This window comes from Serratia microhaemolytica (genome assembly GCF_004011885.1).
GTDB lineage: Bacteria > Pseudomonadota > Gammaproteobacteria > Enterobacterales > Enterobacteriaceae > Serratia_G > Serratia_G microhaemolytica.
The window spans coordinates 1-14,343 of sequence record NZ_SBEF01000004.1 but is presented as its reverse complement, the minus strand read 5'-3'; the positions used below and the strand labels follow the sequence as shown (position 1 = coordinate 14,343).

Genomic DNA, 14,343 nt, shown 5'->3' with positions numbered 1-14,343 from the left:
CTGCATCTATTCTGCAGGGTGTCACAGTAAATTTATTATATTATTGACCAACCGTTGGCATATCGCGACCAACGCACTCAATTTACTTGATTAATGCAATAATTCGCTGCACCAGTCGCTCCCCTTGTGCGACTGGGAGCTGCGCATCGACCGGCAAATACCACCAGTTAGCTTGGGCAAAGGTGCGGCATTTAACGGCATCCTTTTCTGTCATTAATAACACTTGCTCATCACCAGCCAATGTCGATAACTGTGCCAGTGTGTAAGCCTGGTGATCGGCGAACGGAACTTGCTGCTCGACGTTGACCGCCAACTGTGCCAGTGTGGTAAAAAAACGTGCTGGGTGTCCAATTCCCGCCATCGCCACAACCCGCTGCAACTCCACCACTGGCCGCCGCTCACCCGTTAACAGATTGACCGCTGACTGTGGCAACAACTGCATCGCAATCTCACCCGGTTGGGCCGTCCCACCGTTGGTGACGCAGGCATCGACCTGTTGCAGTCGTGAAGCCCGTTCACGCATTGGGCCAGCAGGTAACCACCAGCCGTTGCCGAAACGGCGCACGCCGTCGATTACCACCAGTTCAAAATCACGTTGTAATGCATAGTGCTGCAATCCATCATCAGTGATAACGATATCAACTTGGTGCCTCTCTAGCAGTGCCTGAACAGCAGCAACACGTTGTGGCGCGATCGACATCGCTGCCGCAGTACGCTGATAGATCAACACTGGCTCATCACCGGCCTGTTCGCTAGTGGTTTCTGGGCCTACCAGCAGCGGATAGTGTTCGGCTTTGCCGCCATAACCACGTGATACCACGCCGACGCGGTAACCCTGCTGCTGTAACTGTTGCACCAGCCATATCACCAGCGGTGTTTTGCCATTTCCACCAGCAGTCAGATTGCCGACCACCACCACCGGTACCGGTGCGCGCCAGCTTGCACGCCAGCCGTAGCGGTAACTCAGGCGGATCAGTGTGCTTACCAAGCCATAAAGCCAACTGAGTGGCAATAACAGTAGATAGAGCGGCGAACGTCCCGACCAGATACGCTCAATCATGGTTGACCAAACTGTATACGGTGCAGTTGTGCATAAGCGCCGTTTTGCTCAATCAGCGCCAGATGTTGGCCGCGTTCAATAATTTGTCCATCTTCTATTACCAAAATTTCATCGGCCTTTTCGATGGTTGACAATCGGTGGGCGATCACCAGTGAGGTACGGTTTTTTTGCAGCTCATCCAGTGCTGCCTGGATCGCACGTTCAGATTCGGTATCCAGCGCCGATGTTGCTTCATCCAGGATCAGGATCGGGCAATCACGCAGTAACGCACGTGCAATCGCGATGCGTTGCCGCTGCCCACCAGAAAGCAGTACACCATTTTCGCCAATCACCGTGTCCAAGCCGTGTTCCATCTTTTCGATAAAATCCATCGCGTGTGCCATTCGAGCAGCTTGTTCAATTTGCTCTCGGCTGTAGCACTGCTCACGCGCGTAAGCAATATTGTTGGCAATGGTGTCATTAAACAGATGGACATTTTGTGACACTAACGCCACCTGATTACGTAATGAGGAGAGGGTGTATTCACGCAACTCATGGCCATCAAGCAGAATTTCTCCCTGCTGGATATCATAAAAACGTGTCAGTAAATTAGCGATGGTCGATTTACCAGAGCCTGATCGCCCAACTAACGCTACCGTCTTGCCCGCAGCAATTTTCAGGCTGATGTCACGCAGTGCCGGGGTATCCCGTCCAGGATAAGTGAAGCTGACATTGCGCAGTTCGATATCCCCGGTGGCGCGTGTTAGTTGGCGTGTTCCAATGTCTTTTTCCTGCTCCATATCAAGAATGGCAAACAGGGTCTGGCAAGCCGCCATACCGCGTTGAAACTGAGCGTTAACATTGGTTAATGATTTCAAAGGCCGCATTAATGCCAGCATTGAAGAGAAAACCACCATGATGGTGCCCGGTGTTAAGGTGTCCATCACGATAGGGAAACTGGCGGCAAACAGGATAAATGCTAGTGCTAATGAAGCGATAAGTTGAATGATGGGGTCTGCGATTGATGAAGCTGAGATCAGTTTCATCCCTTGTTGACGCATACGGTTACTGACCTGATTGAAGCGTTCAGTTTCCACCGCTTGGCCGCCAAAAATTAGCACCTCTTTATGCCCTTTCAGCATCTGTTCCGCACTGGTGGTCACCTGCCCCATCGCATTCTGCATATTTTTGCTGATGTTACGGAAGCGCTTCGAAACCAGACGGATAGTAAAGGAGACTATCGGTGCCAGTAGGATCAGGATCAGCGACAGTTGCCAACTGTTATAAAACATCATCACAAACAGCCCGATGATCGAGGCCCCCTCGCGCACCACAGTCACCAGTGTGCTAGAAGAAGAAGCGGCTACCTGTTCCGAATCATAGGTGATACGTGACAGTAAGGTACCACTCGACTGCTGGTCAAAAAAAGCAACCGGCATTCCCATCATGTGGCCAAATAGGCGGCGGCGCATTTTCATCACCACCATGCCAGAGACCCAAGAGAGACAGTAACTGGAGATAAAGCTGCTTACTCCACGCATAATCATTAATGCGATGATCACCAGTGGCATCCACATCAGCACTCGGCTGTCGGCTTTGCCAAATCCATCGTCCAACAGTGGTTTGATCAGGTAGATCATAAAAGTGTCGCCAGCGGCATTCAAAATCAATGCAATACTCGCTACCAGCAAGCCAATTTTAAATGGTGCAATCATTGGCCAAAGGCGACGGAACGTCTGCCAAGTGGAGAGATCTTTATCATTCATCATGCAGATACCAGCATCGGAAAAAACAGCGGCCTATTCTACCCATTATCGCCCGTTACGCCAAACTTGCGCAGTGGATGGTGGGAAAAAGCTGGCTGCATCGATCTGCACTCTGGGCTGTTCTTCGCTGTGCCGAGTCTATTGCAACATGTTTTCCCTCTGGTTAACCAGAGAGAATCTTTAGATTAACTTATTGTTTATTTGTGATTTATTTCATGATTTTACTGAGCAAACTGGCGTATGGTATTCCCCTCGCTTCTGTGAGTAACTATCATGAATAACAGATACCAGTCTGACCATGCGGTTAATGCTACTGCCGTGCGAATCCCGCACTACTGTGCCGTTGCACTGGATGCGCCTCTGCTTTCACCAACAACCGACATCATGATTTCAGCGACACGCTGGTTGATCGCCTGTGATCAAGGCCCACCAGGTTGTTCTCGTCACTAAGCATCGTTAATACCGTCATTTTCACCACCTGAGTTAACCATTGAGGTGCGGTTTGCTGCTGCCGGAAAACCTATCCGGCAACAGTTGCCATGAGAGCAATACGCTAGATAACCGATACAGTTTGATCTAGAAAGTTGCAGGAAAAACCACACGCATCTTGGTTGTTATCTCAGCGCATCACTTCACCGTTCTAGTAAAGGAGTCTCTGTGATGAATAGCGTTAATCTCCTGATTGCATTTGGTGGTGGTATTTTTGGTTCCGCCATCGGATCACTCGCGGCATTTGAGTTTGTCGGGCTACTGGTGATTGTTATGACAGTGACACAAATTGTCAGTGGCAATGCTTCCGACTTTATCAACTTTCCATTCGGTATGTTTGGCCCGCATAGCGGTGGTTTTGCCGCCGGCGTAGCAGCAACAGCCTGGGCTGCAAAGCGGGGTAAACTGGTTTCTGGGCGGGAAATTGGGGTTGGGCTGAGTGGCCTCGGCGCATACGATGTGTTATTGATCGGTGGAGTATTTGGTGCGCTCGGCTATGGTATTGTTTCGTTGCTGAATCAACTGCCTGCCCTACCTTCCGGTGGAGCATGGACTGATACTGTTGCCCTTACTGTGGTGATTTCTGGCGTCATTGCCCGCTTGGCGTTTGGCAAAACCGGGCTATTTGGTCGGCCGCAAACCGGGGTGAATCGCTACCATCCGCCGCAGGAGAAGTGTTGGGTACCCTATCATAGCCGCTTGCCGCAATTGGCCGTGCTTGGGCTGGGTATCGGGTTGATAGCAGGCTATCTCGGCCTACAATTTGGCGCTGATGGCGCGCTACTGGCATTCGGTATTTCTGCCTTTTCACTCATTTTGCTCCATTTGAAAACTCAGATCCCGGTTTCACACCATATTGCTTTGCCTGCCGCATTAGCTGCGATTGCTTCGCAGAGTCTGATGTGGGCTGCGCTTGTCGGTATCGTTTGTGCCTTTGTCGGTGAACTCGCTTCGCGTCTGTTTTTGATCCACGGTGATACCCATATTGATCCACCAGCGGTAACCATTGCTCTGATGACCAGTATCATTAATCTACTCGCGATGTTCGGCTTGTTTAGCGTGCTGCCGTTGCTGTAATTGCTGGCGGTGAGGAATTGTCGTGTCACCAGCACTACGCTAATACTGCGCGGTGCTGACTTGGTGCAGCACAATATCTATTCAGTTAGATCTATTCAGTTAGGATGGTTGTCGGCAGTTGCGGTGCAGCTTAGACCCGCCATCGTCGGCCAACTGTGGTGCCGATCAACAGTAACAGCAAGAAGATGGCTGAAAACCGTTACCGCGCGGCAGGTAGGCATCGTTCCAGTAAAGGCGGTGCCTCACTCAACGTGTCGCCCGAGGTTTGATAAGGTCGTTGTACGACGATTATCGGTCTGTTTGGACGGTAGGCACCTTTTCTTTGGCGTCATTCGGTCGCTTATGAGGCTCAACTGTTGAGAAACAGGAGCCGTTCATGGCCAATTGAATGAGCAACTGGGCAGTTAATAGCAAACACCATGCCAATATTTTAATTTAATTTTAATTCAATGTTTTTTATATAAAAAATATAGAGCATGAATTTAACAGCAAAAATCAGCTCACGATTATCAAGAAGTCATTAAGCCTATCTGTCGCCAAAAGAAGACGTTTTAAATTAGTTTGGTTTAATTTGTTTAATATCATGCTAATAAATGTCTCCTTTTGGAGACACTGCTAACTAGAAATGTCTCCAAAAACCGACAGGTTAATCTCTTGCCTGATGTATTGAGCGCGGTGGTGCCGCGCTGAAAATGCTGAAGGGCGCAAACCAGCGCCCTTCAGGATGGCATGAAAACAGTGAAACTAGCCTAGCTGTTTACGTGCATTACGGAACAGGCGCATCCACGGGCCATCCTCGCCCCACTCTTCTGGATGCCAGGAGTTACTGACTGTACGGAAAACCCGCTCTGGGTGCGGCATCATCACCGTAGCACGACCATCAACGCTGGTCACGGCGGTGATGCCATTCGGTGAACCATTCGGGTTGGCGGGATAGTGCTGTGCCACGCGTCCATAGTTATCAACAAAGCGTAGTGCCACCAGTTTTTGTTGTTCCAGCGTAGCCAGATGCTGCGCATCTCGCACTTCAACATGCCCTTCTCCATGTGAAACAACAATCGGCATTGTTGATCCCACCATGCCCTGCAACAACAGTGAGGGGCTTGCTGCCACTTCTACCAAGCTAAAACGTGCTTCAAAACGCTCAGAGAGGTTGCGTACGAAGCGTGGCCAGTGCTCAGCACCCGGAATTAATTCACGTAGATTAGACATCATCTGGCAGCCGTTACAGACACCAAGCGTCAACGTTTCTGGGCGGTGGAAGAAGGCAGTGAATTGATCTCGCACACGCGGATTAAACAAAATCGATTTTGCCCATCCTTCGCCCGCACCAAGCACATCACCGTAAGAGAAGCCGCCACAAGCAACCAGTGTGTGAAACTCCTGCAACTCTCGACGCCCAGCCAGTAGATCGCTCATATGCACATCAAATGCATCAAAACCAGCACGGTGGAAAGCGGCTGCCATTTCAACATGTGAATTGACACCCTGTTCACGCAATACCGCGACTTTCGGGCGAATCCCCCTCACAATGTAGGGTGCTGCAATATCTTCATCAGTGGCAAAGGTTAATTTGGCATGTAAACCGGGATCGCTTTCATCCTGTTTTGCCTGATGCTCCTGATCAGCGCAGAGTGGATTGTCGCGCAAGCGCTGCATCTGCCATGTCGTTTCAGCCCACCATGTTCTTAATGTGCTGCGTTTCTGCTGGTAAATGATCGCGCCTGATTGGCTGATAACAAAAGTATCACCCGGCAATACACTGCCCAGTTGATGCAGGTTGTCGCTTAATCCATGCGCAGCAAAACACTGTTTCACTGCGGCAACATCAGCAGCAGCGACCTGCACCACCGCACCCAACTCTTCACTGAACAGCGCTGCCAATGGTTCACTGCCTAGTGTGCCAATGTCTGCACTGATGCCACAGTGTCCGGCAAATGCCATCTCTGCCAGCGTGACCAGCAATCCGCCATCTGAGCGATCATGGTAGGCCAGTAATTTGCCTTCAGCGATCAATTGCTGCATGGCGTTAAAGAAGCCCGCCAGTTGGTTTACATTACGTACATCAGCGGGTTTATCACCCAGTTGACGATAGACCTGTGCCAGTGCAGAACCACCGAGCGCATTTTCACCATTGCCAAGATCAATCAGCAGTAAAGCCGTTTCACCTTTGTCAGTGCGTAATTGCGGTGTGACAGTACGGCGTACATCTTCAACGCGTGCAAACGCACTGATCACCAGTGATAACGGGGATGCCATCTCTTGCATTTGCCCCTGCTGCTGCCAGCGGGTTTTCATCGACATCGAGTCTTTGCCGACCGGAATGGTGATCCCCAGTGCAGGGCAGAGTTCTTCTCCCACTGCTTTTACCGCTTCATACAATCCGGCATCTTCGCCTGGGTGCCCTGCAGCAGCCATCCAGTTTGCCGACAGTTTCACACGTTTCAGTGAACCAATCTGTGTTGCAGCAATATTGGTTAATGCTTCAGCCACAGCCAAGCGTGCCGAGGCGGCAAAATTCAACAGCGCGACAGGTGTCCGTTCGCCGATAGCCATCGCTTCACCATAGTAGCTATCCAGACTGGCGGTAGTGACAGCACAGTCAGCAACCGGGACTTGCCACGGGCCAACCATCTGATCACGGGCAACCATGCCGGTCACGCTACGATCACCAATGGTGATCAGGAAGGTTTTCTCTGCAATCGCCGGCAAATGCAACACGCGCTCGACCGCCTCTGCCAAGTTGATCTGCGCTGTGTCGAGAGCAACAGGTTTAGCCGTTAATCGCTGCACGTCGCAGGTCATTTTGGGCGTTTTGCCAAGCAATACCTCAAGCGGCATGTCGATAGGTTTGTTGCCAAAATGACGGTCATTGAGGGTTAGGTTGCGCTGTTCAGTAGCTTCACCAATCACCGCATAAGGTGCGCGTTCGCGACGACAGATATCATCAAAACGGGCCAATTGCTCCGGGGCAACCGCCAGTACATAGCGTTCTTGTGATTCGTTACACCAGACTTCCAGTGGACTCATGCCCGGTTCATCGTTGAGGATATCACGCAGTTCGAAACATCCCCCGCGACCACCGTCACTCACCAGTTCTGGCATCGCATTCGATAGCCCGCCAGCGCCGACGTCATGGATAAACAGGATCGGGTTCTCTGCTCCCAGTTGCCAGCAACGATCAATCACTTCTTGGCAACGCCGCTCCATTTCTGCATTGTCGCGTTGTACCGAAGCAAAATCGAGATCAACATTCGATTGCCCTGCCACCATTGACGAAGCTGCTCCTCCCCCCAAGCCGATGTTCATCGCTGGGCCACCTAATACGATCAATTTGGCGCCAACGCTGATTTCACCTTTTTGTACATGTGCGGCACGAATGTTGCCAATTCCTCCGGCAAGCATGATCGGTTTATGGTAGCCGCGCAGTTCAACCCCGTTGTAGCTGTTGACGCGCTCTTCATACGTACGGAAATAACCAAGCAGTGCTGGACGCCCAAACTCATTGTTAAATGCGGCACCCCCTAGCGGCCCTTCAGTCATGATCTCCAGTGCCGTTACCATGTGTGCCGGTTTGCCAAAATCCTCTTCCCAAGGCTGCTCAAAGCCTGGGATGCGCAAATTGGAAACCGAGAATCCCACCAGCCCAGCCTTTGGCTTTGCGCCGCGTCCGGTAGCACCTTCATCGCGGATTTCACCACCAGAACCGGTTGCTGCACCTGGCCACGGTGAAATAGCCGTTGGGTGATTATGGGTCTCTACTTTCATTAGGATGTGTGTCGCTTCCTGATGGTAGCCATACTGTGCGTTGTCTGCACTGGCAAAAAAGCGCCCGACCTCCGAACCTTCCATCACCGCTGCGTTGTCTTTATACGCTGAAAGCACATAGTCTGGTGTCTGTTCAAAGGTGTTTTTAATCATTTTAAACAGCGACTTTGGCTGCTTTTCACCATCGATAACCCAGTCCGCATTGAAAATTTTATGGCGGCAATGTTCCGAGTTGGCTTGAGCGAACATGTATAATTCGATGTCGGTCGGATTGCGGGCCAGTTGATTAAAAGCATCTAGCAGGTAGTCGATCTCATCCGGTGCAAGCGCCAAGCCAAGTTTACTATTGGCCTGTTCCAACGCCTTACGACCATGAGTTATAATATCAACCACTTGGTAAGGTGCAGGCTGTTGCTGAGCAAACAGCTGCTCTGCCTGTTGCAGATCATCAAACACCGTTTCCATCATGCGGTCATGCAGTAAATTGGCCAGTGTATGCCAATCTGTCGCTGCCAACGCTGGTGCAGTGATATAAAATGCCACCCCGCGCTCTAGGCGCTTAATCTGTGAAAGGCCGCAGTTATGAGCAATATCTGTCGCTTTAGAAGACCACGGTGAGATGGTGCCTGGACGAGGTGTCACCAGTAAGAGACGTCCTTCCGGAGTGTGCTTGGCTAAAGAGGGACCATACTTGAGCAATAGCTGTAGCTTGATCTGCTGTTCCGCCGTGAGCGGTGCTCTAAGATCAACAAAATGAACATATTCAGCATACAGGTTACTGACTGGTAACTGGGCATCCTGGAAACGGGATAGCAGTTTGGTAATGCGAAAAGCCGATAAAGCAGGCGAACCACGAAGTATTTCCATCATTAACGCTCTCTCGAGTTTGAAGTCACTCACTGCAGTACTTCAATTGGGGACAACAGGGGGGATGTGCGCGCCATTATAGAGAATCGACACTAGGGACGAAACCGTTTGCGTAGTAATTATTGGTAAAATCTGCTACCGGTACCGTTATCGGCATCAATCAATAAGGTTGCACACTGCGCTTTTGTTGCGCAAAATGCCCTTGGCGATGCGTTAAAGGTAGCAATACGCATGATTCAATGAACGAAGAATGTGCTTTTAATTGAGATAATCACTTGAAACAAATAAAAATAAATTACATCTTAATCAGTGTTATTGCCTTCCTGCTGGCAGTAGCGCTATGGCCAAATATTTCTTGGCACACAAGGGAAGTCGTTGCTACACAGCTTGACATGATTAGATCGCGCGGTGAACTGCGTGTTAGCACTCTGGATTCCCCCCTGACATACTCAATGTCACCCAAAGGTGCTACCGGTATCGACTACGAGCTGGCAAAGAATTTCGCCAACTACCTCGGTGTCAAATTGGTGATGATCCCCCATCAAAATATTAATGAACTGTTTGATGATCTTGAACGTGGAGATGCCGATCTGCTCGCAGCCGGTCTGATCTATAACCCTGAGCGCCTCACTAATGCCAGCAGTGGCCCTGCTTATTATTCGGTTTCACAACAATTGGTTTACCGTATGGGCAAGGTGCGCCCAAAGAGTTTGAATCATCTAAAGGGAACGTTGATGGTCGCGTCAGGTTCCGCACACGCCAGTACACTAAAGCAGCTCAAGCAAGAGCGGTATCCCAACTTAAACTGGCAAGCATCTCATCATCTCACCACGAAACAATTGCTCGAACAGGTGGCGGATGGTCAATTGGATTACACCATCGGTGACTCAATGACGATTGCACTGCTACAGCGCATTTATCCTCAGTTGTCAGTCGCTTTCGATATCACCGATGAAGCACCCGTGATGTGGTATCTAAAACGCAGCCAAGACAGTAGTTTATATGCTGCGCTGCTCGATTTTTACAATCGTCGTCTAGAGGATGGCACTATCGCGCGTGTCGAGGAGAAATATCTCGGTCACATGGGAAGCTTTGACTATCTCGATACCCGAACTTTTTTGTCAGCGATCGACACGGTACTACCCAATTTCCGTCCGTTGTTTGAAAAACATGCCAATGGCATCGATTGGAAGCTGTTAGCCGCAATTGCGTATCAGGAGTCGCACTGGAATCCACAGGCTACTTCACCAACCGGAGTGCGCGGTATGATGATGTTAACACGCGCAACTGCTGGCAGTTTGGGGGTCACCGATAGATTAAATGCTGAACAGAGCATTCGTGGTGGCGCGGTCTACCTGCAAAAGCTGATGGCAAAAGTACCAGAAACAGTCTCTGAACATGAGCGGATCTGGTTTGCTCTCGCGGCCTATAACATGGGCTGGGGCCACATGTTGGATGCCCGTAAACTGACTAAAATGCAGCGCGGTAATCCGGATAGTTGGGTCGATGTGAAGCAGCGTTTGCCCTTACTGAGTGAAAAACGCTACTACTCATCACTCACCTATGGCTATGCGCGTGGCCATGAAGCTTATACCTATGTCGAAAATGTACGCCGCTACCACATGAGCCTGGTAGGCTATCTACGCGAGAAGGAGAAGAAGGCGGAACGACAACAATCGGTACAGAAAGCTGAACAGAAAAAACATAACCGCAATTAAAAACTGATCGTTAGCTGTTTATCTATTGTATTCAAGTTTGCCCACCAGCAGCCTGCTTCAGTGCTTTTTTCTGTTCACGTCGCAAACGGAAAAAATCACTGAGCCTAGCAGAACACTCAGTGGCTAGCACTCCGGCGCAGATTTCCACTTGATGGTTCATTGCTGGATGTCGAAAAACATCCAGCAATGAGCCTGCGGCTCCCGTTTTTTTATCTGTCGCACCAAAAACCAAACGCCGGATACGGCTGTGAACTATCGCTCCGGCACACATCACACAAGGCTCTAAGGTGACGTATAGCACCGCATTCAACAAACGATAGTTCTGCTGGGTCAATCCAGCCTGGCGTAGTGCGATAACCTCGGCATGAGCAGTGGGATCATGTAAGCCAATTGATTGATTCCATCCCTCACCGATCACCTGATTATCCAGCACCAGCAATGCACCAACCGGCACTTCCCCCTCATCCTGTGCTCGCTGTGCCAAAACCAGCGCTCGCCGCATCCAGTACTCGTCGTTATAGTCATTCATGCTCTAAATTCTCATCAACAATCGCTCGCCATTATATACCTAACCAATTTGACATTGCAGTTCTGCAGAAAACTGCAACCGCAGGCGAGTAATCAGGCAACTTTTACTGTGCTCGTTTTCCATTAAAGTGTTAACGTGAGCGGCTGTGCCACAGTAAGTGAGTGCTAGTAGGAATTGGAGCAGAAAAAGATGAAGCTGAGCATAAGTAAAAAAAATGCCAATGTTGTTCGTAATGCCCTTCAGCATTGGGTCAGTGAAGGGAGTATCAGTGAGCAACAGCGGCAACTGTTATTGCAACAGATACAAGTTCAAACCTTTGATTGGCGACGTTTAGCTCGCTACGCTTTTCTGACAGCTTTAGCATCATTGCTGATCGCTATCACTAGCCTGTTTGCTGATCATGACCTGATGCGAAAGTTAGATAAATTATTCCACCTTGGTGCGCCCGGTCGTACTATCACGCTTTCCATATCTGCTATCGCTATCTACCTGTGGGCGCTACGTAGGCGCACGCGTAAACCAGCGAAACGTTATAGTAATGAGGCTCTGCTATTTATTGCAGTACTGCTCACCGCTTGTGCATTTTTGCAATTGGCCATTTGGTGGCAGGAAAATAGCGCAGAGCTAATCCCGATACATCTGCTATTGATATTGTCAGCATTAGTCTATGGCGTGATTGGTTGGTTCACTGCTTCCTCTCTGGTGTGGTGGTTCTCATTACTGGTTTTGGGCGTTGCTTTCGGCGTCTCCACCGGTTACATCTCTGGTTATGGTTCCTACTGGTTAGGCATGAACTATCCGGTACGTTTTATTGCTTTTGCCAGCCTACTGATTGCTAGCTGGCAACTATTACGAACCGCACTGGTTCAACGTCAGTTAGAACGTGTCACACTAGCAATGGGGCTGCTCTATTTGTTTATCGCATTATGGTTGCTGTCAATCTTTGGTAACTATGGCGAGTTGTCTCACTGGTATCAGATACGTCAATTCGAATTGCTTCAGTGGAGTCTGCTATTCGGTGTCGCGGCAGTAATGGCTATTTGGCTTGGGTTAAAACATGACGATAAGATGTTACGTGGCTTTGGACTGACCTTTCTGGCAATCAATCTCTATACTCGTTTTTTTGAGTTTTTCTGGCTTCCGCTCTCTAAGAGTCTGTTCTTTCTGCTGTTGGGTTTAAGTTTGTGGCTATTAGGCCACTATGCTGAAAAGATTTGGCAGTTAACAGCTAAAAAACCGTATCTGGATGAAGAATAATACGTTTTTCATTTTATTGATAAATACGCAAGCGAGTGCCGAGTAATTATCTTTTTTATCAACATATTGTATGTGGATCACACTTCTTATTTGACTAACAGGGTAATGTTTATGAGCGGCAAAAACCCTAATCAAGGAGTTAACTAATGACATCCGCAACATTTTTCATCCCTGCGGTAAACATGCTTGGCTACGGTTCATTATCTGAAGCAGTAACCAGCCTCAAGACACAAAATTTTCGTCGAGCCTTGATCGTCACCGATAACGTGTTAAATAGCTTGGGGGTTGTAGCACAGCTACAGCAGTTACTGAGCAAAGAGGGCATTAATAGTTGTGTCTATGATGCTACCCTTCCTAATCCAACCACAGAAAATGTAAAACAGGGATTGCAGCTATTAAGAGAGCATCAGTGTGACCTGATTATCTCTCTTGGTGGCGGTTCACCACATGATTGTGCGAAGGGGATTGCACTGGTCGCAACAAATGGCGGTGAAATCAACGATTATGAAGGTGTTGATCGCTCAGAAAAACCACAATTACCGATGGTGGCTATCAATACCACCGCAGGAACCGCTTCCGAAATGACGCGCTTCTGTATTATTACTGACGAAGCGCGTCATATTAAAATGGCAATTGTCGACAAGCATGTGACACCAATACTCTCGGTCAATGATCCTGCGCTAATGATCGCTATGCCAAAAGGGCTAACAGCTGCTACCGGTATGGATGCTTTGACACATGCGGTAGAGGCTTATGTATCAAGTGCCGCAAACCCAATTACTGATGCCTGCGCATTAAAAGCCATCACTATGATTGCCCAGTCACTACGTGATGCTGTGAATGATGGTAATGATAAGCAGGCGCGTGAAAATATGGCTTATGCCCAATTTCTCGCCGGTATGGCATTCAATAATGCCTCGCTGGGCTATGTACATGCTATGGCACACCAACTCGGTGGTTTTTACAATTTGCCTCATGGTGTCTGTAATGCCGTACTGCTGCCTCATGTGCAGGAGTTTAATGCTCAGGTGGCAGCGCATCGGTTAAAGGATATCGCCGCAGCAATGGGGGCTAATGTTAATGGACTAAGTGATCAGCAAGGTGCAGAACTTTGCATTACCACCATTCGTCAGTTATCAAACGACGTCGGTATTCCATCTGGCTTAAATGAGTTAAAAGTGAAACTCGCCGATTTAGATATACTTGCTGCCAATGCACTGAAAGATGCATGTGGCTTTACTAATCCGATCCAAGCGACTCATCAGCAAATTGTCGCTATTTTTAACGCTGCAATGTAATGCAACGCATTTATCGAGATAAAAATCCAATTCGATATCTTTAGTGAAAAAGATATCGTGGAGATTCATGCTAAGAATGTAAGATCACTAGTGATCTTCTCAATATCCTTAAGACAAATAAAAAACCCTTTGCTTGCGCAAAGGGTTTTTTATTTCTTGGCAGGGGCGGAGAGACTCGAACTCCCAACACCCGGTTTTGGAGACCGGTGCTCTACCAATTGAACTACGCCCCTAAATAAGGTGGCGGAACGGACGGGGCTCGAACCCGCGACCCCCTGCGTGACAGGCAGGTATTCTAACCAACTGAACTACCGCTCCACCGATTTTGTTACGTCACATCTCGCGATGTTAGCAGAACTTCTCTCTACGTTCCACTCATTATTAGGCGTCACCCCAACAACGTTTATAGGTGCCTGGCAGTGTCCTACTCTCGCATGGGGAGACCCCACACTACCATCGGCGCTACGGCGTTTCACTTCTGAGTTCGGCATGGGGTCAGGTGGGACCACCGCGCTATCGCCGCCAGGCATGTTCG

9 protein-coding genes, 2 tRNA genes and 1 rRNA gene are annotated in these 14,343 nt (G+C 49.3%); 5 read left to right on the top strand and 7 right to left on the bottom strand.

The window, feature by feature from the left end:
• Window positions 1-82: 82 nt before the first annotated feature.
• Together lpxK and msbA are read right to left on the bottom strand one after the other, a co-directional pair.
• Complete coding sequence (gene lpxK / locus EOJ37_RS03775) at window positions 83-1,060, bottom strand: tetraacyldisaccharide 4'-kinase (RefSeq protein WP_127957974.1); 978 nt, start codon at window positions 1,058-1,060, stop codon at window positions 83-85.
• Window positions 1,057-2,808, bottom strand: coding sequence for a lipid A ABC transporter ATP-binding protein/permease MsbA (msbA, locus tag EOJ37_RS03770; RefSeq protein WP_127957972.1), 1,752 nt, complete (start codon window positions 2,806-2,808; stop codon window positions 1,057-1,059). Before msbA ends, lpxK begins: the two co-directional genes overlap by 4 nt.
• Before the next feature lie 270 nt (window positions 2,809-3,078).
• Between msbA and EOJ37_RS14380 the strand changes: the two genes are divergently transcribed.
• Together EOJ37_RS14380 and EOJ37_RS03765 are read left to right on the top strand one after the other, a co-directional pair.
• Window positions 3,079-3,255, top strand: a complete 177-nt coding sequence (locus tag EOJ37_RS14380; RefSeq protein WP_155522476.1) for a hypothetical protein — start codon at window positions 3,079-3,081, stop codon at window positions 3,253-3,255.
• 210 nt (window positions 3,256-3,465) lie between these two features.
• A complete protein-coding gene (locus EOJ37_RS03765; RefSeq protein ID WP_127957970.1) occupies window positions 3,466-4,371 on the top strand; it encodes a DUF7973 family transport facilitator in 906 nt (301 codons plus the stop codon).
• Between the two features lie 744 nt (window positions 4,372-5,115).
• Here the strand turns inward: EOJ37_RS03765 and purL are convergent.
• Entirely contained in the window at window positions 5,116-9,006 is a 3,891-nt protein-coding gene (purL, locus tag EOJ37_RS03760) for a phosphoribosylformylglycinamidine synthase (RefSeq protein WP_127958223.1), read from the bottom strand.
• A 275-nt stretch (window positions 9,007-9,281) separates the two neighbouring features.
• On the opposite strand from purL, the gene mltF reads away from it, so the two are divergent.
• On the top strand, window positions 9,282-10,724 hold the full coding sequence (gene mltF / locus EOJ37_RS03755) for a membrane-bound lytic murein transglycosylase MltF (RefSeq protein ID WP_127957968.1): 1,443 nt from the start codon (window positions 9,282-9,284) through the stop codon (window positions 10,722-10,724).
• Between the two features lie 31 nt (window positions 10,725-10,755).
• Here mltF and tadA read toward each other — a convergent pair whose 3' ends face one another.
• Window positions 10,756-11,253 carry a tRNA adenosine(34) deaminase TadA gene (tadA, locus tag EOJ37_RS03750; protein ID WP_127957966.1) on the bottom strand — a complete coding sequence of 166 codons (498 nt, stop codon included), beginning with the start codon at window positions 11,251-11,253 and terminating at the stop codon, window positions 10,756-10,758.
• Between the two features lie 195 nt (window positions 11,254-11,448).
• Between tadA and EOJ37_RS03745 the strand changes: the two genes are divergently transcribed.
• Both EOJ37_RS03745 and yiaY read left to right on the top strand, forming a co-directional pair.
• On the top strand, window positions 11,449-12,510 hold the full coding sequence (locus EOJ37_RS03745) for a DUF2157 domain-containing protein (RefSeq protein ID WP_127958221.1): 1,062 nt from the start codon (window positions 11,449-11,451) through the stop codon (window positions 12,508-12,510).
• Window positions 12,511-12,656: 146 nt separating this feature from the next.
• Window positions 12,657-13,808 (top strand): L-threonine dehydrogenase, encoded by a 1,152-nt coding sequence (gene yiaY / locus EOJ37_RS03740; RefSeq protein WP_127957964.1) that lies wholly within the window; start codon window positions 12,657-12,659, stop codon window positions 13,806-13,808.
• A 157-nt stretch (window positions 13,809-13,965) separates the two neighbouring features.
• On the opposite strand, the gene EOJ37_RS03735 is transcribed toward yiaY, so the two are convergent.
• From EOJ37_RS03735 to rrf, 3 genes are all read right to left on the bottom strand, one after another.
• Window positions 13,966-14,041 (bottom strand) — tRNA-Trp (locus EOJ37_RS03735).
• 8 nt (window positions 14,042-14,049) lie between these two features.
• Window positions 14,050-14,126 (bottom strand) — tRNA-Asp (locus EOJ37_RS03730).
• Window positions 14,127-14,219: 93 nt separating this feature from the next.
• Window positions 14,220-14,335: ribosomal RNA gene (gene rrf, locus EOJ37_RS03725) — 5S ribosomal RNA — on the bottom strand.
• Window positions 14,336-14,343: the final 8 nt, after the last annotated feature.

What these genes read in the sequence shown, in the direction of transcription:
- lpxK (WP_127957974.1), bottom strand. Translation starts at nt 1,060, where the DNA reads ATGATTGAGCGTATCTGGTCGGGACGTTCGCCGCTCTATCTACTGTTA.
- msbA (WP_127957972.1), bottom strand. Translation starts at nt 2,808, where the DNA reads ATGATGAATGATAAAGATCTCTCCACTTGGCAGACGTTCCGTCGCCTT.
- EOJ37_RS14380 (WP_155522476.1), top strand. Translation starts at nt 3,079, where the DNA reads ATGAATAACAGATACCAGTCTGACCATGCGGTTAATGCTACTGCCGTG.
- EOJ37_RS03765 (WP_127957970.1), top strand. Translation starts at nt 3,466, where the DNA reads ATGAATAGCGTTAATCTCCTGATTGCATTTGGTGGTGGTATTTTTGGT.
- purL (WP_127958223.1), bottom strand. Translation starts at nt 9,006, where the DNA reads ATGGAAATACTTCGTGGTTCGCCTGCTTTATCGGCTTTTCGCATTACC.
- tadA (WP_127957966.1), bottom strand. Translation starts at nt 11,253, where the DNA reads ATGAATGACTATAACGACGAGTACTGGATGCGGCGAGCGCTGGTTTTG.
- yiaY (WP_127957964.1), top strand. Translation starts at nt 12,657, where the DNA reads ATGACATCCGCAACATTTTTCATCCCTGCGGTAAACATGCTTGGCTAC.